Source organism: Micromonospora sp. NPDC005173 (assembly GCF_040608515.1).
Taxonomy (GTDB): domain Bacteria; phylum Actinomycetota; class Actinomycetes; order Mycobacteriales; family Micromonosporaceae; genus Micromonospora.
This window is the reverse complement of record NZ_JBEXIK010000030.1, coordinates 1-20,582: the sequence shown is the minus strand read 5'-3', so window position 1 is coordinate 20,582 and position 20,582 is coordinate 1. Positions and strand designations below refer to the sequence as shown.

Sequence of the window (20,582 nt, the reverse complement as noted above, 5' to 3'; positions counted from 1 at the left end):
AGCCGAGTGTCTCGAGACTTCGGTGGTCGCCGCCACCGACAACCTGTACGGGTCGGCATCGATGGCGCTACGTTGTGTGCAACCGCGCAGGGGAGGCGGCATGTACCCGACGGTCGCAGAAGCGGTGGCGCTGCCCGTGATCCGGCGCGGTCGGCCACGCGTCGTCGCGGGGTCCGCCGGCATGCAGCGGCCCGTCCGATGGGTTCATGCGGCGGAGGTCGCCGACATCGCTCATCTGCTGCGCGGCGGCGAGCTCGTGCTGACCACCGGCATCGCGCTGCCGGACGAGGAAACGGCACTGACGGCGTACGTGGACGACCTGGCCGCGGTCGGCGTGGCGGGGCTCGTGGTGGAGTTGGTCCGGCGCTGGAGCGACCACGTGCCGGACGCGCTGGTGGCGGCTGCGGAACGACACAGGCTTCCATTGATCACGCTGGCGCGGGAGACCCAGTTCGTGTCCGTCACCGAGGCGGTCGTGGCGTTGATCGTGGACGCGCAGCTCGCCGAGCTGCGGGCGGCTGAGCAGGTGCACGAGACGTTCACCGCGCTCACGGTCGCCGGGGCGGAGCCAGCCGAGGTGTTGCGCGAGGTCGCGAGGATCTCCGGGCTGCCGGTCGTCCTGGAGACGCTGGGGCACGACGTGCTCGCGTACGACGCGGCCGGGCAGGACCCGATCGAGCTGCTGACCGACTGGGGCCAGCGATCCCGGTCCGTGGCGGTGTCCCAACGGACCGCCTACGACGAGGAAGCCGGCTGGCTGATCACCGCGGTCGGCGCGCAGGGCGCCGACTGGGGACGGCTGGTTCTGCTCTCGCCAGCCCCTCCCCCGCACCGTCACGTGGTGGTCGCGGAGCGGGCCGCGTCGGCACTGGCGGTGCACCGGCTCGTGGCGCGGGATCGGGAGAGCCTGGAGCGGCAGACGCACCGGATGTTGCTCGCGCAACTGCTCGGCCAGGCCCTGCCTCCTCCTGATCTGAGCACCCGGGCGGCCGCGTTGGGCGTTGCGCTGGAGCGGCGGAAACTGGTCGGGGTGGCGATCCGACCGGGGAGCATCACGCCGCGCGCCCCCGCACTGGCCACGCAGGAGGTGTTGCGGGACCTCGCGGAGGCCACCGCGTTGGCCGCGCGACGGGTGAGTGTGCCGGCGTTGGTGGGCGTCGTGGACGACACCAGCGTGCGCGCGTTGTTGTCGTTGCCAGCGCAGGCGGAGGTCGATACGATCCTGCGGCGGTTGGCCAGAGAAGTTCACCGCTCGGCGGCCAGTGCCGTGGTGGTGGCCGTCGGCACGACGGTGTCGCAGGTGTCCGATGTGCGGCGCAGTCTTGGCGAGGCCGCACACGTCGCCGGTGCCGCGCTACGCTCCCCCGGCGCCCAGGTCTACCACCGGCTGGACGACGTGCGACTGCGTGGCCTGCTGCACCTGCTGCGCGAGGACGAGCGTGTCCGGGCCTTCGCTCACCGGGAGCTCGGGCCCCTGTTGGCGCGCGATGACAGCCAGGGCAGCCGGCTCGTGGAGCTGCTGCGCTGCTTCTGCGAGCAGGGCGGGAACAAGTCGGCGGCGGCCGGTGCCGCGCACCTGTCACGTACGGCCTACTACCAGCAGCTGTCGCGGATCGCGCAGGTGCTCGGGGTGTCGCTGGAGGACCCGGAGTCGATGTTGTCGTTGTACGTGGCGCTGCTGGTGCACGAACTCGACGACGCGTGACGGGTCAAGGGTCCGGCAGAAGGCCCGAATCCATCCACCCTGGCGATTGACAGCTCCGTGCGGGCATGCCCGTGGACAGAGTGTGCCCCGATCATGGCAAGCGTGGACACTTTGCCGCTGCCCGTGGCGGGTCCGGGACGCCCACCATTCCGAGATAAAGATCGTGCTGATCCGCCCCCACCCGCAGCACGCGCCGGTTGGACGGCCGCTGTTGCGGCAGCGTGACAGGGAGGTGACCGATGGCCGTTGAACCCCTGCCCCCCGCCGAGACCACCGCGGTCGAGCCGGGCACACAGATCACCCATCCGGATGGCCGAGTCGAGCTGCGTGATTTCTCCACGATCGCGGACAGCCCGTACTTCAACGAAGAGCTCGCCCCGGTGCCCATCGAGAAGCGCACCTGGACCACGTACAACTTCGCGGCGCTGTGGATCGGCATGGCGCACAACATCCCCACCTACCTGCTCGCCGCCGGGCTCATCCAGCTTGGCATGAACTGGGTGCAGGCGTTCCTCACGATCACGCTGGGCAATCTGCTCGTCCTGATCCCGATGCTGTTGAACAGCCACGCGGGCACGAAGTACGGGATCCCGTTCCCGGTCTTCGCCCGCGCGTTCTACGGAGTCCGCGGCGCGAACGTCCCGGCCCTGCTCCGCGCCTTCATCGCGTGCGGCTGGTTCGGCATCCAGACCTGGATCGGCGGCGAGGCGATCTACGCGATCGCCGGCAAGCTGCTTGGCTCCTGGTGGGTCGACGCGTCGACGGTGATGGACTACCCGTGGACGCTGTGGGCCTCGTTCTTCCTGTTCTGGGCGATCGAGATGGCGATCATCTGGCGGGGCATGGACACCTTGCGGCGCTTCGAGAACTGGGCCGCACCGTTCGTCATCGTGGTCGCCGTCGCCCTGCTGATCTGGGTGCTGGTCGAGGCGGGCGGGCTCGGCCCGATCCTGTCCGAGCCGTCGAAGCTGGGTTGGGGCGCCGACTTCTGGAAGCTGTTCGCGCCGTCACTGATGGGGATGATCGCCTTCTGGGCGACGTTGTCGCTGAACATCCCCGACTTCACCCGGTTCGGCGGCAGTCAGCGGCAGCAGGCGTACGGCCAGGTCCTCGGCCTGCCGACCACGATGTCGTTCTTCGCCATCCTGTCGATCATGATCACGTCGGGCACGGCCGTGATCTACGGTGAGGCGATCTGGGACCCCATCCAGCTCGCGGCCAAGTTCGAGAACCCGCTTGTCGTAGCGCTCGGCCTGTTCACGGTCGTGGTCGCCACGCTGTCGGTGAACGTCGCGGCGAACACGGTCAGCCCGGCGTACGACTTCTCCAACGCCGCGCCCCGACTGGTGAGCTTCCGGACCGGGGGCCTGATCACCGGCGTGCTCGGCATCCTGATCCAGCCGTGGCGCCTGGTGCAGGACCCCAACATCTACATCTTCGTCTGGCTCGGGTTCTACGGCGGCCTGCTCGGCGCGGTCGCCGGCGTACTCATCGCCGGGTACTGGATCCGCCACCGCACCAGGCTCCAACTGCCGGCCCTCTACCGCCCCGAGGGCAGGTACTGGTTCGCCGGCGGGTGGAACTGGGCCGCCATCGTCGCCACCGTCGTCGGCGCGGTCCTCGCGGTGGGTGGCGCCTACTCCGCACCCGGCAAGGGGCCGTTCCCGTCCGACGGGCTCATCCCGTTGCTCAAGCCGTTCTACGACTACAGCTGGGTGGTCGGTCTGATCGGCGGGTTCCTCGTCTATCTGGCGCTGTCGATGCCGCGCACCGCGCACGCGAAGGGGGAGCAATGAGCAACATCATCCGAGCCGGGCTGGTGCAGCAGAAGTGGACCGGCGACAAGGAGTCGATGATCGCCAACGCGGTCGAGGCTATCCGCAGCGCCGCCTCGCAGGGTGCACAGGTGGTCTGCCTGCAGGAGTTGTTCTACGGCCCGTACTTCTGCCAGATCCAGGACGCGGACTACTACTCGTACACGGAGGCCATCCCGGACGGGCCGACGACCGCGCTGATGCGCGAGGTCGCCGAGCAGCACGGCGTGGTGCTGATCGTGCCGATGTACGAGCAGGAGCAGCCCGGTGTCTACTACAACACCGCCGCGGTGATCGACGCCGACGGCACCTACCTCGGCAAGCATCGGAAGAACCACATTCCGCAGGTGAAGGGGTTCTGGGAGAAGTTCTACTTCCGGCCGGGGAACCTCGGCTATCCGGTGTTCGACACCGCCGTGGGGCGCATCGGCGTCTACATCTGCTACGAGCGGCACTTCCCCGAGGGCTGGCGGGCGCTCGGCCTGGCCGGCGCGAAGATCGTTTTCAACCCCTCGGCGACCAGCCGCGGCCTGTCGGAGTACCTGTGGCGGCTGGAGCAGCCCGCGGCCGCGGTCGCCAACGAGTACTACGTCGGCGCCATAAACCGGGTCGGCGTGGAACCGTTGGGCGACAACGACTTCTACGGCCAGTCGTACTTCGTGGACCCGCGCGGGCAACTGGTCGGCGACGCGGCGTCGGACACCGAGGAGGAGGTCGTCGTCCGCGACCTGGACATGGACAAGCTGGCCGAGGTCCGTGACCTGTGGGCCTTCTACCGCGACCGCCGTCCCGACACGTACGAATCGCTGGTGAAGCCGTGAGCATCGTCATCCGCAACGGAACGATCGTCAACGCCACCGGGGCATACCCGGCGGACGTGCTGGTCGAGGGCGAGCGGATAGCGGCGCTCGCCGCGCCCGACTCGGGTCTGGCCGAGCAGTGGGCGTCCGGTGCCGAGCGCGTGATCGACGCCACCGGGAAGTACGTGGTGCCGGGCGGCATCGACGGCCACACCCACATGGAGATGCCGTTCGGCGGCACGTTCTCGGCGGACAATTTCGAGACCGGGACAATCGCGGCAGCCTGGGGCGGCACGACGACCATCGTCGACTTCGCCGTACAGGGCAAGGGCACGTCCGTGCTGTCCGCGCTGGACAAGTGGCACAGCAAGGCCGACGGCAACTGCGCGATCGACTACGGGTTCCACATGATCATCTCAGACGTCAACGACACGTCTCTGAAGGAGATGGACGCCTGCATCGACGCGGGCGTCAACACGTTCAAGATGTTCATGGCCTATCCGGGGGTCTTCTACGCCACCGACGGGGAGATCCTGCGGGCGATGCAGAAGGCCCGGGACACCGGGTCGATGATCATGATGCACGCAGAGAACGGCATCGCCATCGACCAGCTCATCCTCCAGGCGCTGGCCAACGGTCAGACGGACCCGGTGCAGCACGGCCTGACCCGGCCGCCCGAGCTGGAGGGCGAGGCGACCTCGCGGGCGATCGCGCTGGCCAAGGTCACCGGCTCGCCGCTATACATCGTGCACCTCTCCGCCGCGCACGCCCTGGACGCGGTCACCCAGGCACGTGACACCGGGCAGAACGTGTTCGCCGAGACCTGCCCGCAGTACCTGTTCCTGTCGCTGGAGGATCTGGCCAAGCCCGACTTCGAGGGCGCGAAGTACGTCGCCTCTCCCCCACTGCGCCCCAAGGAGCACCAGGCGGAACTGTGGCGGGGCCTGCGCACCAACGACCTGTCGCTGGTGTCCACCGACCACTGCCCCTTCTGCTTCAAGGACCAGAAGGAGCTGGGCCGGGGAGACTTCTCCAAGATCCCGAACGGGATGCCCGGCGTCGAGCACCGGATGGACCTGCTCTATCAGGGCGTCGTGAAAGGCGAGATCACCCTGCCGCGCTGGGTGGAGATCAGCTCGACCACGCCTGCCAGGATGTTCGGGCTCTACCCGCGTAAGGGCGTCATCGCGCCGGGCGCCGACGCGGACATCACGGTGTACGACCCGACGGCCCAGCAGACCATCTCGGCCAGCACCCACCACATGAACGTGGACTATTCCGCGTACGAGGGCATGGAGCTGACCGGAAAGGTCTGCACCGTGCTGTCCCGTGGTCGAGTCGTGGTCGACGACAACGCCTTCCACGGCGCGGCCGGGCACGGCAGGTTCCTGAAGCGCGATCTCAGTCAGTACCTGGCCTGAAAAGGAGAAGCCGTGGACTTCGGTGTCGTACTCCAGACCGACCCGCCGGCGCGCGACGTCGTGGCCGGCCTCACCGCCGCCGAGGACAACGGGTTTCGCTACGGGTGGACGTTCGACTCCTGCGTGCTGTGGCAGGAGCCGTTCGTCATCTACTCGCAGGTCCTCGCCGCAACCAAGCACCTGATCGTCGGGCCGATGGTGACCAACCCGAGCACCCGCGACTGGTCGGTCACCGCGTCGCTCTTCGCCACGCTCAACGACATGTTCGGCAACCGCACGGTGTGCGGGATCGGCCGCGGCGACTCGGCCCGGCGGGTCATCGGCCAGCCGCCGGCGAGCCTGGCCACGCTGAAAGAAGCGATGCACGTGATCAAGGAGCTGGCCGAAGGCAACGAGGTCGAACACCACGGCACGCCGGTGCGCATCCCGTGGGTGCGTGACGGCAGGCTGGAGATCTGGATGGCCGCCTACGGCCCGAAAGCGCTGCGGCTGGTCGGCGAGCAGGCCGACGGCTTCATCCTGCAGACGGCCGATCCCGATATCGCCCGCTGGACGATCGGCTCGGTACGCGATGCGGCCACCGCGGCAGGTCGAGATCCCGACTCGATCACGATGTGCGTGGCCGCGCCGGCTTACGTGGGCACCAACCTCGCGCACCAACGGGATCAGCTGCGCTGGTTCGGCGGCATGGTCGGCAACCACGTGGCCGACCTGGTCGCCCGCTACGGTGATTCCGGGGTCGTGCCGAAGGCGCTCACCGACTACATCAGGGGGCGCGAGGGCTACGACTATGCACACCACGGCCGCGCCGGCAATCCGTCCACCGACTTTGTGCCCGATGAGATCGTCGACCGGTTCTGCCTCGTCGGACCCGAGTCAGCCCATGTCGACCGGCTGCAGGAGCTCAAGGAGATCGGGGTGCACAACTTCGCCCTCTACCTCATGCATGGCGACAAGGAGAAGACCCTCTCCTCGTACGGCAAGAACGTCATCCCGCAGGTCTGATCCGGGCCACTCGACGTACGCCTCGCACGTTTCCTGAGCGTGATCGGTGGAGCTCAAACAAGCTGGCTGAGGCGGTCCACGTGGCCGCCGGAGTGGTCTGGGGACGTTCTTGTAGGGACGGTGGTGCGGGGGGACATGGAGGGGGCCGTGTCATGATTCCGACCCTGATCCTCGTTGGTGATACATCACCGGTCGCGCCACCCTCGGCGACGGCGGAGCCTTCATCGGCCCTTCCCTCCACGCGCCCCACCAGGTGTGTCATGTCCGCCCATCCCCGGTCGGCGCCTCTTCCGCCGGCTCCGGCGGCGTCGGGCCGTCCACCCGTTCCCGCTCCCGGCGGTCCCGCCGTTTCTCGACGAGGGCTGCGAGCAGCAGCGACCCGACGGCCGCCGCCCGGCCCCAACGGCGCAGGGCGGCGCGGATCGGCCCGGGCGGTGGCGCCGGCGGCGGTCCGGGCACCACCACCCGGTCGACCCCCGGGTACGCGAGCCGGGAGGCCGAGATCGCTTCCTCCTCCGAGCGCAGGGCCCGGTTCCCGCCGATGACGAGGTGCCGGGCCTCGTCGCGGTAACGCCAACGCCACAGGTCGCCCTCCGGCCACAGCTCGATTCGCTCCCCCGGCCTGTCCAGGGCGGGTGTTTCCGGTTCACCCTCGCCCTCGGGCGGGTGAGGCGAGCGGTGGGCGGCCCGCCGCAGGTCCGCGCGGGTGAGTTCGCCGACGCCGGCTGCGCCACCGCGGTGCAGCGCCCGCGCGGTCAGGAAGGCGAGCGCCCCGGCCAGGATCGGCAGGACGAGCACCAGCACCTGGAACACCGACAGCAGGTCGTAGATCGGCACCCGCAGCAGGCGGGCGATGATGTCGTCGCCGGCCGCCACCGTGAGTACCGCGTAGAAGGTCAGCGCGGCCACACCGATGCCCATCCGGACGGGATGGTCGCGGGGCCGGTCGAGCAGGTGGTGCTGCCGGCGATCGCTGGTACGCAGCCGTTCGACTAACGGCCACGCGTAGAGGACGAGGAAGGTCAACCCGCCGAGCACCACGCCGGGGAAGAACGGCGCGGGCACCAGATGCCCGGCGACGCGGAACTCCAGCGGCGGGAACAGCCGCAGGGCCCCATCACCCCAAGCGACGTACCAGTCGGGCTGGGCCGGCGCGGTGGACTGGGCCGGTTCGAAAGGCCCGTAGAGCCAGACCGGGTTGATCTGGATCAGGCCGCCGAGGGCGAACAGTACCGCCAGCACCCAGGCGAACAGGGCGAGCGTGCGCAGGGTGTAGCTCGGCCACAGCCGGGAGCCGACGACGTTGTGCTCGGTCCGCCCCGGACCGGGGAACTGGCTGTGCTTCTGCCGCACCAGGATGCCCATGTGCAGCGACACGAGGGCGACGAGGACGGCCGGCACCAGCAGCACGTGGGCGACGAACATCCGGGGGATCATCTCGTCGGAGGGGAACTCCCCGCCCAGGGCCAGGGAAACCAGCCACGCCCCGACCAGGGGGATCGACTCCACCACCGAGGTGATGATCCGCAGGCCCAGCCCGGAGAGCAGGTCGTCCGGCAGGGAGTAGCCGGTGAAGCCGTTGGCCAGGGCGAGGGTCAGCATGGTCACGCCGATCAGCCAGTTGAGCTCACGGGGTTTGCGGAACGCCCCGGTGAAGAAGATCCGCGCCAGGTGCAGCACGATGGCCGCGACGAAGACCAGCGCTGCCCAGTGGTGAGTCTGCCGGATCAGCAGGCCGGCCCGGACGTCCCAGCTGAGCCGCACCGTCGAGGCGTACGCCGCGGAGGTAGTGGCGCCGTCCAGCGGGGCGTACGCGCCGCGGTAGACCCGGTCGGCGGAGCTGGCGTCGAAGAAGAAGGTCAGGTAGACGCCGGTGAGGATCAGCGCGATGAACGAGTAGAGCGCGATCTCACCGAGCATGAACGACCAGTGGTCGGGAAAGACCTTCACCAGCGCCCGGCGGGTGATCGGCGAGAGCCGTAGCCGGTCGTCCAGGGCCCGGGCCAGCCGGTCGGTGATCATGGTGAGCTCCAGAAGCCCGCGCCGGGCGGCACGGTGAAGTCACCGGTCGCGCGGAGGAAGCCGTCCGGTCCGACCTCGATCGGCAGCCCTGGCAGCGCCCGGGCCGCCGGACCGGCCACCGGCCGGGCATCTGCCAGCAGGTCGAAGGAGGACTGATGGCAGGGACAGAGCACCTGCCCGGTGCCCTTGAGGTAGATCCGGACCGGGCAGCCTGCGTGCGTGCAGAGCAGCGAGTAGACGACCAGCCCGTTCACGTGACCGGCGGAGGGCGGGCGGGAGAAGCGTTCCGGATCAAGGCGGACCGCGAAAGCGGGGCCGTCCCCGGTGTCGAGGTGGCCCTCGGGAAAGATCCCGACCGCGGTGCCGGCGGGCACGTCCTGCAGCCGCAGTGGCCGTCCGTCCGCGGTGACCAGCCGCACGCCGGGTCCCCATGGGGTGTCTCTGCGTGCCTGGAGCGGGTGGGCCCGTCCGGAGGGCAGCAGGGAGCGCAGCGGGAACAGCGCGGCGGCGCCGAGCGCGCTCAGCGCGAGCCCGAGCGCGGCGAGCAGGCCCCGCCGCCGCACCGGGCTGTCCGGCGCGGCGAGCACTGCGGCGGTCATCGCCTGCTCGGTCGGAGGCGACGCGAAGCCCTCGTGCTCCTCGACGTACCCGTCGACCGGCACGAGCCGCCGGCCCCAGATGGCGAGGCCCACGGCCAGCCCGGCGAAGGCCACCGCGAGACAGACCCCCTCCCAGCGGGTGTCGCCGCCCACCGCGTACGTCACCGCGAAGCCCACCGCCCCGGCGGCGCTGACCAGAAACGCGACGACGGTCCGGCGACTGGCCGCCCGCTCGCTCGCCGAGGGACGCCGCGCGCTCACTCCCCCGCCCTCCTGCCCAGCCACCGCGCGGCTGCCACCAGCAGACCCAGGACGGCCACCCAGGCGACCAGTCCCTCGGCCAGCGGGCCGAGCCGACCGAGGGGGTTGCCGCCCCGGTCCAGCCGCTCGCCGCGGAGCCGCTGCACGTACGCGGTGAGGTCGTTGACCTGCTGGTCGTCGAGCACCTGGCTGGGAAAGACCGGCATCAGCCCGGGGCCGACCCGGACCGCCTCGGCGACCTGCGTCGCTGTGGCGTCGTACAGCGGCGGGGCGGTCCATCCGTCGGTCAGCGCGGTGCCCGCGCCGGTGGCCCCATGGCAGGGTGCGCAGTTGGCGGCGAAGATCTCCTGACCGGAGGCCAGGTTGCCCGGGGCGACCCGGGGTATCTGCGGACCACCCCCGCCGAAGCTGCCGACGTGGCCCACCAGTGCGCGGATGTCGTCGGACGAGAACACCGGTTCCGCGCGCCGGGCCTGCTGCTCCTCCCGCGACAGCGGCATCCGTCCGGTGGAGACCTGGAAGTCGACCGAGGCGGGACCGACGCCGATCAGCGACGGGCCCCGCTGCGTGCCCCGCCCCTGCTCACCGTGGCAACTCGCGCACTGCTGCAGGTAGAGCTCGGTGCCCCGGTCCGCCGGGTTGGACGACGGCGCGGACGCGGCCGGGGTCGCCGCCCCGGGGGTCGGCTCGGGGGCGAGCGCCACCGGACCGGCGGCGAGCACCAGCACGGCTCCGACCGCGAGCATCCGGCGGGGATGCAGGGTGAGCCGCCGGGCCGCGGCTAGTGAGTGCCGCATCGGTCAGTCCAGCGTGTAGAGGTAGGCGGCGATGTCCTGGGCGTCAATGGCACTGATACCGAGGTTCGGCATGGCGGTCCCGGGCTCCACGGCCTGGGGATCGACGATCCAGCGCCGGAGGTTGTCGGCGTTGTTGGGCAGTTGACCGGCGATGTAGGAGCGGGCGCCGAACCGAGTCAGGGGCGGGCCGACCAGGCCGTCGGCGCGGTTGATGCCGGGGATGGTGTGGCACGACCCGCAGCCGTGCTGGGCGATCAGCTCCGCGCCGCGGTCGGGCCGTCCGTTGCGCGACTCCGGTGGTGGCGGTGGGGCCGTCGAGGCGCAGGCGGTAACCGCGACCATCGGCAGGATCATGAGGGCCGCACCGAGTGCCCAGCGCCGGCGGGGCAGCATCATGGCACCATCCCTTCCGCTTCAGCTGTGGTCGCCATCGGGCGGGTCCCTCCGGGTGGCGGCCCCCCGCGCAGGCCGTCGGGCCGGTCGCGGTCCATCCGCAGCAGCCAGCCGAGGAACACGGTCAGCGCCACGACCAGCACGGCCAGGTCCATCGGCGCCCACATCAACAGGCCGGCGAGTTGCTGGTCGGCCAGCGGGTCGGCGCCGAACACCCGCCGCGGATAGATCGGTTGCGGGGCGAAGGTGAGCACGGCGCCGAGGGCCGAGGCAGGCAGCATGGTGCCGGCCAGCAGCAGCACCGTCACCGGGGCGGGGGCGCGGTGCCGTGGCGAGCCGAGCACCGGCGCCCAGAACAGCCAGGCCGTGGCCAGGAAGCACAGATGCTCGGTGGCGTGCACGGCGGGACGGTCGACCGCGGCCGCGTACGGCCCGGGCAGGTGCCAGAACCAGAGCACGACGGTCTGCCCGCCACCGGCCAGCAGGGCGTACGTGCCCGGGTGGCGCAGCCGGCGCATCGGCGGCGCCACCCGGCAGCGGGCGAGCAGCCGGCGCAGCGGGAGCGGCACGGCCATGCTCAGCGGCAGCCCCGCCGCGCCGGCCGCGAGCAACGGCGCGGCCACCAGCAGGAGCAGCATGTGCTGAGCCATGTGCCCGGCCAAGGAGGACTCCGCCATCTCGTGCGCCGGCCCGTGCTCAGTGCCGAGCACCACCAGCAGTCCGGCGCCGAACGCGGCCACCCGCCGGCGGGGGATCACGTGCCCCGCGCCGCGGCGCGACCACAGCTCCTGGACGCCCCGCCCGTAGCCGGCTGCCAGCAGGCAGACCGTGACGACGACGAGCATCGCCAGCAGGCTCTCGGCCAGCGGGCTCTGGCCGGGCCCGTGTGCCTGGTGGACGCTCAGAGCTGACATGGCGGCAGCACCAGCACGGCGACCCCGCCGAGCACGATGATCGTCAGGAACAGCAGGTTGACCCAGACGCCCACCACGGCGAGCATCCGGGACCGGCCGTACGCCCGGTCCTGGGTGCCCGTGGCCTGCGCGCGGGCGGTGCGTCGCCACGCCAGGGCGGCGACCGCCAGTGAGCCCGCGGTGACCAGGGCCGGGACGATCACCGCGAGCCCGACGACCCGCCCGAGCGGCATGGCGAGGACGCGGTCGGAGCCGGCGGCGCAGGCGAGTTCGTCGAGGCCCCAGGCGGCGAGCACGTGTACGGCCCAAGCGACGGCGCCGCCGAGGACGCCGTACCAGAGCAGCACCCCGCCGGTCAGACGGGCCCGTGGCCCGGGTGGTGTGGTGGTCATAGTCGTGGGGAGAGGTAGATGGTGAACAGGATGGCGGCCCACACCGCGTCGACGAAGTGCCAGTAGATGGCGGTGTTGCGGACCCGCTCGCGCCGGTGGGCGTCGATGGTGGCGCCGCTCAGGGCGGCGGCGAGCAGCCAGCCGATCATGGTCAGGCCGACCAGGACGTGCAGCCCGTGGAAACCGGTGATCAGGTAGAACAGCGACCCGTACACGTCGGTGGTCAGGGTGAAGTGCCGGAGCTTCTCGGCGTACTCGATGGCCTGCAGGGTCAGGAAGGTCAGCCCGAGCACCATGGTGGCGCCCAGGCCGCACCGCAGCTGCCACCGCCGGCCGTGCCGGCTGCCGCGTTCGGCCCACACCATGGGCAGACTGCTGGGCAGCAGCACGGCGGTCATGATCAACGGCTTGAGCAGTTCCGGGGCCCCGATGGCGCCCGGCGGCCACTGGGGGCCGTACTGGAAGCGGAGGTAGAAGTAGCTGCCGAGCAGGCAGGCGAAGAGGGTGGCCTCGGTGGCCACGAACATCACCATGCCCCACCAGCCGGTCGATCGACCGGCTGGCAGCTCGGTGCTCAGTGCCTCGGCGCCGGTGGCCGCCATGATCCCGCCCCGACCCGTCATGGTGTCGCCACCCCGCTCGTCCGGCTCGGTCCAGCTGGCCAGAGCCAGACCGCGATCGTCGCGGCCACCACCACCGCGGCGACGGCCGCCACCGGGTACCAGGCGACGAGCAGAGCGGCGAAGAGGACCAGCAACGCGGCGGCGAGCACGAGGGGCTTGAGCGTTGACTCCGGCATCGGCACCGGGCGTTCGACGCGGGCGTCCAGTTCGCTGGTGAGCAGTGTGTTGCGTCCCTCGCTGAGGATGCGGTCCGCGGTCGCCCCCTCGCCGGTCGACTCGGCGGTCCGTTCGTCCCACACCGGGTGCAGGCTGTGCACCCGAGGCAGGACGGGGAAGTTGTACGGCTCGGGCGGCGACGTGGTGGCCCATTCCAGGGTGTCGGCGCGCCAGGGGTCCGGCGGGGCGGGCCGACCCCGGCGGACGGCGTGCACCACGCCGACGAGCACGAGCAGCAGTCCGAGAGCGAGCACGTAGGAGCCGATGGTGCTGACCAGGTTCCATCCGCCCCAGCCCGGCTCGCTGGCGTAGGTGTAGACCCGGCGGGGCATCCCGAACAGACCGTAGAGGTGCATGGGGAAGAAGGTGACGTGCATGCCCGCGAAGACCAGCCAGAACGCCCAGCGCCCCAGCCCTTCGTGGTACATCCGCCCGCTGATCTTGGGCAGCCAGTAGTAGATGCCGGCGAGCATCGGGAAGACCGCGCCGCCGATCAGCACGTAGTGGAAGTGCGCCACCACGAAGTAGGTGTCGGTGACCTGCTGGTCGAACGCGGTCAGGGCGAACATCGTGCCAGTGACGCCGCCGAGCACGAAGGTCACGATGAAGCCGACGACGAACAGTAGCGGCACCCGGATGACCAGCCGGCCGAGCAGCATGGTGGCCAGCCAGGCGAAGATCTGCAGCCCGGACGGAATGGTGATGATCGTGCTGGCCGCGCTGAAGAAGCTGTACGACAGTTGCGGCAGCCCGGTGGCGAACATGTGGTGCACCCAGACCCCGAACGAGATGATCGCGATCGCCACGATGGACAGCACGATCAGCGGGTAGCCGACCACGCCCCGCCGGGTGAATGCGGGTAGCACCGCCGAAACGATGCCCAGCCCCGGCATGACGATGATGTACACGTCGGGGTGTCCGAAGATCCAGAACAGGTGCTGCCAGAGCAGGACGTTTCCGCCGGCCGACGGGTCGAAGAAGTGGGTGTCGAACCGGCGGTCGAGGAACAGCATCGCGTTGTCGAGGTTCAGCGCCGGCAGCGCGAATATCACCATGAACGCGGTAGCGACGATCGCCCAGACGAACAGCGGTACCCGGTTGAGCGACATTCCCGGTGCGCGCAGCTTGAGCGCGGTGACGATGAAGTTGATCGAGGCGGCGGTCGTGGATATGCCGAGGAAGAGCAGACCGAGGGCGTAGACGTCCATGTGCAGGCCGGGGTTGTGCTGCTCGGAGTTCAGCGGCGCGTACGCGAACCAGCCGCTGTTGGGGGCGGCGCCGAAGGGCAGGCTCGCCCACATGAACAGGCCGGCGAACAGGAAGACCCAGTAGCCGAAGGCGTTCAGTCTCGGGAACGCCATGTCCCGGGCGCCGATCATCAGGGGTACGAGGTAGTTCCCGAAGCCGAAGAGCATCGGTGTGGCGAACAGGAAGATCATCGCCGTGCCGTGCATGGTGAAGAGCTGGTTGTACTCCTCGGGCGACAGCAGTCCCGCCTCGGGTCGGGCGAGCTGGGTGCGCATGGCCAGGGCGCTAAGTCCGGCGAGGACGAAGAAGACCCCGGCGGTGACCAGGTAGCGCCGGCCGATCCTCTTGTGGTCGACCGTGCTGAACCAGCCGCGTAGCGAGCGCGACTCCGCCCAGTGTTCCGTCAGCCGGGCCAGGTCCACCCGGCTGACGCCGGGCGGCGTGCTGGTCGTGGCCATAGTTCCCCCTCCCCGACCTAATCCAGCGACCGCAGGTACGTGATCAGGTCGGGCAGCGCGGCCGCGCCGACCGGCTGTGGGGGCATCGCGTTGCCGGGCTTGACCGTCTGGGAGTTGACGATCCAGCCGCCGAGGTGTCCGGCGTCATTCGGTACCGCCCCGGCGCCGAGGCTCCATCGGGAGCCCACGTTCGACAGGTCGGGCCCCACCTGGCCCTGGGCGCCGGTGCCCCGTACCGCGTGGCAGGCCGCGCAGGTGCCCTGCACGAACGCCTGCTGGCCGCGGCGCTCGGCCTCCGTGCGCGGCTGACGGGCCGGGGCGTTCAGGCGGGTCAGCCACGCGTCGAAGTCGGTGCGGGGTTCCGCCACGACCAGGAAGGCCATGTGGGCGTGCTGGGTGCCGCAATACTCGGCGCACTGGCCGCGGTAGCGTCCGGCCCGCTCCGCCCGCAACCAGGTCTCGCGGGTCTCACCGGCGATCAGGTCCGTCTTCGGCATGAGCTGCGGCACCCAGAAGCTGTGCAGCACGTCGTCCGTGCGCAGCCGGACCTTCACCCGCTCCCCCACCGGAATGTGGATCTCGTTCGCGGTCGCCCCGGACGCCCCCGGATAGCGCACCTCCCACCACCACTTGTGGCCGGTCACCTCCACCGTCGGAGCGTCGGGGTCGGGATCGGCGGCGAGCGCGGCGAGGTCCCGCAGCCCCACCCCGTAGACGGCGACGAGAATGACGAACGGCAGCCCGGCTCCGGCGATCGCGACAAAGCGGAGCGGCTGCCCGTGGCGCACCCGGACGTTGCCCCGCCGGAACACCAGCGCCCAAATCAGCAGCGCCATGACCTCGGCGACCACCGCCAGCGAAATCCAGAAGAGCAGCCACCACAGGTTGGCGACCCGGGCGGCGCCCGTGCCGGCGGGGTTAAGGACGGACGGCGGATCACCACCGCATCCGGCGAGCAGGGCCAGGCCGCACAGGGCCGTCAGCACCGGGAGCGGGCGCGGTTGCCGGCGCCGCCCGGCGGGTCGGGCGGCGCTCATGGTCATCCCTGCTGTCGTGTCCACCGAGAGCGACAGTAGGCCCTTTCGAACCCCGTTTATCCCTGTTTGCGGCTGATAACCCGACGAGTGCGACTGGACCGATTTATGGTGATACCGCAATTCGATCCGCAAGCGCCCCGGGGGCGCGGACAGGGAGATCATGCGAGCCTCCACCGTGGACCTTGTCGCGGACACCGGCAGAGCGGCCGCCGGCCGCCGGACCATGGCCTGGCTCGCCGGCGGGCTCACCGCGGCGGCGACGGTGACCGGCGGATGGCTGGCACCCCCCGACGAGGTGCAGGGCCAGGCGCAGCGACTGATGTACCTCCACGTCCCCGCGGCCTGGGTTGCCTACGCCGCGTTCGCCGTCGTGCTGACCGCCAGCGGCGCGTACCTGATCGGGGGCGACCTTCGCTGGGACCGGTTCGCGCGGGCGGGCGCCGAGATCGGCGCGGCCCTGACCGCCGTCGCGATCGCCACCGGGTCACTGTGGGGGAAGCTGGTCTGGGGTGCCTGGTGGGCGTGGGACCCCCGGCTGGTCAGCACCGTCCTACTGCTGCTCGCGTACGCCGGCTACCTGGCCCTGCGCCGCTCGCTGGCAGAGCGGACCGGCGCGCGAGACGGAGGCGACCACCGGGTGGCGCGGCCCGCCGCGGTCGTCGGGATGGCCAGCTTCCTGCTCGTCCCGGTGGTGCACTTCTCCGTCGTCTGGTGGCGGTCGCTGCACCAGCAGGCGACCGTGCTCGCCCCGCAGCGCCCGCCCATCGACCCCAGGATGGGCGTCGCCCTGCTGCTCGCCGTCGCCGCCGCGACGCTCGCCGCGCTCTGCGTCCTGCTGTACCGGGTGGTCCAGCTGGAACGCCGGCTGACCCCCGACACGGCCCCCGACCGCGTCCCGGTCCGTGTCGGATGATCCGTCGCCGCGGGGGCCGGACCGCCGTCGTCGCCGTGCTCCTCGCCGCCAGCGCGCTACTGGTCACCAGCGCGCTCCGGGAGACCCTGACCTATTACCGCACTCCGGGCGAGGTGCTCGGCGATCCGGACGCGACCTCGGAACGGGTACGCCTCGGCGGCGACGTGGTGCCCGGGTCGCTGCGGCGCACCGGCGACCTCGTGGTGTTCCGCCTCGCCGAGGACGGTCACGAGATCACCGTCGAGCAGCGCGGCGTCCCACCGGAGACGTTCCGGGAGGGCGAGGGGGCGGTCGTGGAGGGCACCCTGTCGTCGGACAGGGTGTTCCGCTCCGACCACGTCGTGGTCCGGCACGGCAACGAATACCGCCCGTCCACCGCCCCGCCGGGGTCGGTCGATGCTCGCTGACCTCGGCACCGCCAGCCTCACGGTCGGTCTGCTCTGCGCCACCCTGACCGCCCTGCTCTGGCTGCGGGTGGCCCTGTTCGCCACGCCCACCCGAGCGGCCCGCCTCGGGACCGCCGCGACCCTGGCAACCGCCGCCGTCGCCTGCGCGCTGCTGGAGGCGGCCCTGCTCCGGCACGACTTCAGCGTCCGCTTCGTGGCGGAGAACGGCGGACGCCAGGTGCCGTTGTACTACACGCTGACGAGCCTCTGGTCCGCCCTGGACGGGTCGCTGCTGCTCTGGCTGCTGATCCTCGCCGGGTACGCGGCACTGCTGGCCCACCGCCGGCACCCGCCCCGGCTGCACGCCTACGCGATGGTGGTCGTCAGCACGGTGACCATGTTCTTCTTCGCGCTGTCCACCTTCGCCGCGAACCCGTTCCGCGAGGTGAACCCGGTACCCGCCGACGGCCCGGGGCCGAACCCGCTGCTGCAGCAGCACCCGGCGATGGGCGTGCACCCTCCCCTGCTCTACGCCGGCTACATCGGCCTGGTCGTGCCGTTCGCCTTCGCGATCGCCGCACCACTGGCCGGCCAGCAGGGGCGGGGCTGGGTACGGGCCGCCCGACCCTGGGCCCTGGCGGCGTGGGCGGCGCTGACCGCCGGCATCGGGCTCGGGGCCTGGTGGTCGTACGCGGTGCTGGGCTGGGGCGGCTACTGGGCGTGGGACCCGGTGGAGAACGCGTCGCTGCTGCCCTGGCTGACCGCCACCGCCTTCCTGCACGCCACCCTGGGCCGCGCCGCCGGCCGGGCCGGCTGGAACCTGGCCCTGGCATCCGCGAGCTTCGTGCTAGTGCTGCTCGGCACGTTCCTTACCCGGTCCGGCGCGGTAGCCAGCGTGCACGCCTTCACCGACTCGCCGTTGGGGCCGATGCTGCTCGGCTTCGTGCTGCTGACGGTCGTCGTGTCGACGGTCCTGACCGGATGGCGCGATCCCGAACCCGCCCACCGCAGGAGCACACCGCTGCTGTCCCGAACGACGGCCGTGCTGGTCAACGGCGTGCTTCTGGTGACGATCGCGGCGGTGGTGCTGATCGGCACGATCTTCCCGCTGCTCTCCGAACCGCTCGGCGGGGTGCGCACCTCGGTCGGACCCGGCTACTACCAGCGGACGGCGGTACCGCTGGCGATCGCGGTGCTGCTGATGATGGGCGTGACGCCGGCCCTGCGGGTCCGCGACCGGACGCAGGCGCTGCGGCGACTCGCCCTACCCGGCGCCGTGGCGCTCGCCACCGTCGCCGTGGTGGGGCTGCTCAGCCGGCCCGGCCTGCCCGCGCTCACCGCGTTCGGAGCAGCGGCGTTCGTGCTCACCGGCGTGGCCGCAGAGCTGGCCGACCGGCGGCCGCGCTCCGGCCGGAACCGGAGACCGGGCAGGGCTGCCGGACTGGTCGCGCACGCCGGGATCGCCCTGGTTGCGGTGGGTGTCGCGGGATCCTCCGCGTACGGCCGCGACACGGAGCGAACCATCCACACTGGGGAGGCGCTGCGGGTGGGCGACGTGTCCGTGCGCCTGGTCGGCGTGGACCGCAGCGGCGCCAGCGGGGGTATGACCGTACGGGCGCGGCTCCGGCTCACCGAGGCGGGCGGCGGGGAACGAACGGTCCGGCCCGCCCTACGCTACAACCCCGCCCGGGACACCGCTGTCACGGTGCCGGCGATCCAGACCGGACTGCTGCGGGACACGTACGTCACCCTGATCGCGGTCGCCCCGGACAGCGGCAGCGCGACCGTACGGCTCGCGGTGAACCCGCTCGTCGGGCTGCTCTGGGCCGGCGGCACGCTGACGGCCGCGGGGGGACTCCTGGCGGCGATCCGCACCGCCCGTCCGCGACGCCCGGACGTCGTCGCGGCATCGCCTGACCCGGTCGCCGCCGGGGCCCGGTGATGACCGCCCGCCGCCTGCTGCGACCTGGCCCGGCGCTGGTGCTGGTGCTCATCGTCGCCGTTGGCACCGTGGTCGCCCTCGGCCTGCGGTCACCGTCGACGCCGCTCGACGCCGGCGCCGCCAACGGCGTCACCCCCGCGCCGGCCCCGGCGCTCACGGGCGCCACCCTGGATGGTGGCCGGTTCGACCTGACCGAAGCCCGTGGCCACGTGCTGCTGGTCAACGTGTTCGCCTCCTGGTGCGGCCCGTGCCGGGACGAGCTGCCGCTACTGGTCGAGACGGAACGGCAGTGGTCGCCCCGTGGGCTGCGGCTGGTGGGGCTGAACGTCCGGGACGGCGCCGAGGCGGTCCGGGCGCTACTTGACGAGACCGGCGCACGGGAGTTGACCGTGCTGCCAGACCCGGAGGGCACCCGGGCGGTCGACTGGGGCGTCCGGGCAGTGCCGGAAACGTTCGTGGTGGACCGGGACGGCCGGATCGTCGACCGGCAGCAGGGTGTGGTCACCCGGCAGTGGCTTGAGCAGCGGGTGGCGCCGTTGCTGGCCCGATGAGGTGGCGCGCGGCCGTTGGGGCACTCGTCCTCACGGCGCTGATCGCCGCAGCGGGCGCGGGGCTGGTCCGGTCGACCGGCGGCACCGGTCGGGAGGACCCCGTACGCGCCGTGGCAGTGGGTCTACGCTGCCCGGCCTGCCAGGGTGAGTCGGTGGCGGACTCCCGGTCGCCGATCGCGGCGGCCATGCGGCAGGTGGTGGCGGACCAGCTGGCCCAGGGGCGGGACCGCGACGAGATCCGCCGCTGGTTCGTCCAGCGCTACGGCCCGGAGGTGCTGACCGACCCGCCGACCCGCCGGGCGGAGCTGCTGCTCTGGGCCGTACCCGCGCTGACCTTGCTGGCCGGCGGCTACGCGGCCCTGCGCACGCTGCGTCCCCGCCCGACCCCGTCCGCGCGGGCCACGGCGGTGCAGGCGGCGCCCACCGGTCGGGCCGCGCGCCGGGCGTGGCGCGCGGTGTCGGTGGGAATGGTGAGCCTCGTCGCGTCGGTCACGGTGGCCGCCAGCCGCCTGGACCGGCCGGGCCAGGATCCGGAACCGGCCGATCCCGTGACGGTCGCCGTGCAGCTGGCCCGCGACCTCGAGGGGCAGGCCCGCTACGACGCCGCAGCGCGGATGTACCGGGAGGCCCTGAGAGACCGCCCCGACGATGCGATCCAGCTGCGGCTCGCCTTCGCGCTGCTGCGGGCCGGCGACAACGCCGGCGCGGAGCAGTCGGCGCGGGAGGTGCTGACCCGCTCCCCAGACTCCCCGGACGGCCTGCTCGTGCTCGGGCTGGCGCAGCGCGGCAGCCGGTCCGCCGAGGCGGCGCGCACCCTGCGACGCTTCCTGACCATCGCTCCGGAGCATCCGGCCGCCGGAGAGATCAGCCGGCTGTTGGCCGCCGGCCCGTGACACCCCACCCGAACCCCATGGATCCACGGTCAGCTTCTCGACCCTGAGGGGCCGGGCTTGCGGATCGTGACGGCTCGTGGTGATGAGCACGAGGTCGCGCCGCGTTCGGCAGGCTGACGGCTGCCCAGCCTGTAACACCGCGTGCGGCGATGTTGCGGGCTGCGTTCCGGTCGGCGTGCTCAGCGAAGCCGC

Annotated in this window: 19 protein-coding genes; 10 read left to right on the top strand and 9 right to left on the bottom strand. The window is 71.5% G+C overall.

The window, feature by feature from the left end:
* Window positions 1-100 precede the first annotated feature (100 nt).
* The 5 genes from ABZV00_RS26450 to ABZV00_RS26430 all read left to right on the top strand — a co-directional run bounded on the left by ABZV00_RS26450 (window position 101) and on the right by ABZV00_RS26430 (window position 6,745).
* A complete protein-coding gene (locus tag ABZV00_RS26450; protein ID WP_355610609.1) occupies window positions 101-1,705 on the top strand; it encodes a PucR family transcriptional regulator in 1,605 nt (534 codons plus the stop codon).
* Window positions 1,706-1,944: 239 nt separating this feature from the next.
* On the top strand, window positions 1,945-3,501 hold the full coding sequence (locus ABZV00_RS26445; protein WP_355610606.1) for an NCS1 family nucleobase:cation symporter-1: 1,557 nt from the start codon (window positions 1,945-1,947) through the stop codon (window positions 3,499-3,501).
* Window positions 3,498-4,340, top strand: coding sequence for a nitrilase-related carbon-nitrogen hydrolase (locus ABZV00_RS26440; protein ID WP_355610603.1), 843 nt, complete (start codon window positions 3,498-3,500; stop codon window positions 4,338-4,340). The genes ABZV00_RS26445 and ABZV00_RS26440 overlap by 4 nt, the downstream gene beginning before the upstream one ends.
* On the top strand, window positions 4,337-5,740 hold the full coding sequence (gene hydA, locus ABZV00_RS26435) for a dihydropyrimidinase (RefSeq protein ID WP_355610601.1): 1,404 nt from the start codon (window positions 4,337-4,339) through the stop codon (window positions 5,738-5,740). The genes ABZV00_RS26440 and hydA overlap by 4 nt, the downstream gene beginning before the upstream one ends.
* 12 nt (window positions 5,741-5,752) lie before the next feature.
* On the top strand, window positions 5,753-6,745 hold the full coding sequence (locus ABZV00_RS26430; protein ID WP_355610599.1) for a TIGR03842 family LLM class F420-dependent oxidoreductase: 993 nt from the start codon (window positions 5,753-5,755) through the stop codon (window positions 6,743-6,745).
* Between the two features lie 258 nt (window positions 6,746-7,003).
* On the opposite strand, the gene ABZV00_RS26425 is transcribed toward ABZV00_RS26430, so the two are convergent.
* Genes ABZV00_RS26425 through coxB form a run of 9 tightly spaced genes read right to left on the bottom strand, consistent with a single transcriptional unit; the run spans window position 7,004 to window position 15,729 of the window.
* Window positions 7,004-8,767 (bottom strand): cytochrome bc complex cytochrome b subunit, encoded by a 1,764-nt coding sequence (locus tag ABZV00_RS26425; protein WP_355610596.1) that lies wholly within the window; start codon window positions 8,765-8,767, stop codon window positions 7,004-7,006.
* Window positions 8,764-9,627: a Rieske (2Fe-2S) protein gene (locus ABZV00_RS26420; RefSeq protein WP_355610593.1), complete on the bottom strand. Its 864-nt coding sequence runs from the start codon at window positions 9,625-9,627 to the stop codon at window positions 8,764-8,766. The genes ABZV00_RS26425 and ABZV00_RS26420 overlap by 4 nt, the downstream gene beginning before the upstream one ends.
* Window positions 9,624-10,424, bottom strand: coding sequence for a c-type cytochrome (locus ABZV00_RS26415; protein ID WP_355610588.1), 801 nt, complete (start codon window positions 10,422-10,424; stop codon window positions 9,624-9,626). The genes ABZV00_RS26420 and ABZV00_RS26415 overlap by 4 nt, the downstream gene beginning before the upstream one ends.
* A gap of 3 nt (window positions 10,425-10,427) precedes the next feature.
* Window positions 10,428-10,820: a c-type cytochrome gene (locus ABZV00_RS26410; protein WP_355610585.1), complete on the bottom strand. Its 393-nt coding sequence runs from the start codon at window positions 10,818-10,820 to the stop codon at window positions 10,428-10,430.
* Window positions 10,817-11,731 carry a cytochrome c oxidase assembly protein gene (locus ABZV00_RS26405; protein ID WP_355610582.1) on the bottom strand — a complete coding sequence of 305 codons (915 nt, stop codon included), beginning with the start codon at window positions 11,729-11,731 and terminating at the stop codon, window positions 10,817-10,819. Before ABZV00_RS26405 ends, ABZV00_RS26410 begins: the two co-directional genes overlap by 4 nt.
* Complete coding sequence (locus tag ABZV00_RS26400) at window positions 11,719-12,123, bottom strand: hypothetical protein (RefSeq protein WP_328415545.1); 405 nt, start codon at window positions 12,121-12,123, stop codon at window positions 11,719-11,721. The genes ABZV00_RS26405 and ABZV00_RS26400 overlap by 13 nt, the downstream gene beginning before the upstream one ends.
* Window positions 12,120-12,746, bottom strand: coding sequence for a heme-copper oxidase subunit III (locus ABZV00_RS26395; protein WP_355610579.1), 627 nt, complete (start codon window positions 12,744-12,746; stop codon window positions 12,120-12,122). Before ABZV00_RS26395 ends, ABZV00_RS26400 begins: the two co-directional genes overlap by 4 nt.
* Window positions 12,743-14,668, bottom strand: a complete 1,926-nt coding sequence (gene ctaD / locus ABZV00_RS26390; RefSeq protein ID WP_355610576.1) for a cytochrome c oxidase subunit I — start codon at window positions 14,666-14,668, stop codon at window positions 12,743-12,745. Before ctaD ends, ABZV00_RS26395 begins: the two co-directional genes overlap by 4 nt.
* A 17-nt stretch (window positions 14,669-14,685) precedes the next feature.
* Window positions 14,686-15,729 (bottom strand): cytochrome c oxidase subunit II, encoded by a 1,044-nt coding sequence (gene coxB, locus ABZV00_RS26385; protein ID WP_208869581.1) that lies wholly within the window; start codon window positions 15,727-15,729, stop codon window positions 14,686-14,688.
* Between the two features lie 136 nt (window positions 15,730-15,865).
* Between coxB and ccsA the strand changes: the two genes are divergently transcribed.
* The 5 genes from ccsA to ABZV00_RS26360 are packed head-to-tail and all read left to right on the top strand — an operon-like array spanning window position 15,866 to window position 20,390.
* Window positions 15,866-16,618, top strand: coding sequence for a cytochrome c biogenesis protein CcsA (gene ccsA, locus ABZV00_RS26380; protein ID WP_355610573.1), 753 nt, complete (start codon window positions 15,866-15,868; stop codon window positions 16,616-16,618).
* On the top strand, window positions 16,615-17,025 hold the full coding sequence (locus ABZV00_RS26375; RefSeq protein WP_355610571.1) for a cytochrome c maturation protein CcmE: 411 nt from the start codon (window positions 16,615-16,617) through the stop codon (window positions 17,023-17,025). Before ccsA ends, ABZV00_RS26375 begins: the two co-directional genes overlap by 4 nt.
* On the top strand, window positions 17,015-18,946 hold the full coding sequence (locus ABZV00_RS26370) for a cytochrome c-type biogenesis CcmF C-terminal domain-containing protein (protein ID WP_355610569.1): 1,932 nt from the start codon (window positions 17,015-17,017) through the stop codon (window positions 18,944-18,946). The genes ABZV00_RS26375 and ABZV00_RS26370 overlap by 11 nt, the downstream gene beginning before the upstream one ends.
* Entirely contained in the window at window positions 18,946-19,497 is a 552-nt protein-coding gene (locus tag ABZV00_RS26365; RefSeq protein WP_355610567.1) for a redoxin family protein, read from the top strand. The genes ABZV00_RS26370 and ABZV00_RS26365 overlap by 1 nt, the downstream gene beginning before the upstream one ends.
* Complete coding sequence (locus ABZV00_RS26360) at window positions 19,494-20,390, top strand: cytochrome c-type biogenesis protein CcmH (protein ID WP_355610565.1); 897 nt, start codon at window positions 19,494-19,496, stop codon at window positions 20,388-20,390. The genes ABZV00_RS26365 and ABZV00_RS26360 overlap by 4 nt, the downstream gene beginning before the upstream one ends.
* Window positions 20,391-20,582: the final 192 nt, after the last annotated feature.

Bases quoted from the DNA above. Each gene is read 5' to 3' on its own strand.
- ABZV00_RS26450 (WP_355610609.1), top strand. From the start codon at position 101: ATGTACCCGACGGTCGCAGAAGCGGTGGCGCTGCCCGTGATCCGGCGC.
- ABZV00_RS26425 (WP_355610596.1), bottom strand. From the start codon at position 8,767: ATGATCACCGACCGGCTGGCCCGGGCCCTGGACGACCGGCTACGGCTC.
- ABZV00_RS26410 (WP_355610585.1), bottom strand. From the start codon at position 10,820: ATGATGCTGCCCCGCCGGCGCTGGGCACTCGGTGCGGCCCTCATGATC.
- ccsA (WP_355610573.1), top strand. From the start codon at position 15,866: ATGCGAGCCTCCACCGTGGACCTTGTCGCGGACACCGGCAGAGCGGCC.
- ABZV00_RS26415 (WP_355610588.1), bottom strand. From the start codon at position 10,424: ATGCGGCACTCACTAGCCGCGGCCCGGCGGCTCACCCTGCATCCCCGC.
- ABZV00_RS26360 (WP_355610565.1), top strand. From the start codon at position 19,494: ATGAGGTGGCGCGCGGCCGTTGGGGCACTCGTCCTCACGGCGCTGATC.
- ABZV00_RS26395 (WP_355610579.1), bottom strand. From the start codon at position 12,746: ATGACGGGTCGGGGCGGGATCATGGCGGCCACCGGCGCCGAGGCACTG.
- ABZV00_RS26375 (WP_355610571.1), top strand. From the start codon at position 16,615: ATGATCCGTCGCCGCGGGGGCCGGACCGCCGTCGTCGCCGTGCTCCTC.
- ABZV00_RS26400 (WP_328415545.1), bottom strand. From the start codon at position 12,123: ATGACCACCACACCACCCGGGCCACGGGCCCGTCTGACCGGCGGGGTG.
- ABZV00_RS26440 (WP_355610603.1), top strand. From the start codon at position 3,498: ATGAGCAACATCATCCGAGCCGGGCTGGTGCAGCAGAAGTGGACCGGC.
- ABZV00_RS26445 (WP_355610606.1), top strand. From the start codon at position 1,945: ATGGCCGTTGAACCCCTGCCCCCCGCCGAGACCACCGCGGTCGAGCCG.
- ABZV00_RS26405 (WP_355610582.1), bottom strand. From the start codon at position 11,731: ATGTCAGCTCTGAGCGTCCACCAGGCACACGGGCCCGGCCAGAGCCCG.
- ABZV00_RS26365 (WP_355610567.1), top strand. From the start codon at position 18,946: ATGACCGCCCGCCGCCTGCTGCGACCTGGCCCGGCGCTGGTGCTGGTG.
- ABZV00_RS26370 (WP_355610569.1), top strand. From the start codon at position 17,015: ATGCTCGCTGACCTCGGCACCGCCAGCCTCACGGTCGGTCTGCTCTGC.
- ctaD (WP_355610576.1), bottom strand. From the start codon at position 14,668: ATGGCCACGACCAGCACGCCGCCCGGCGTCAGCCGGGTGGACCTGGCC.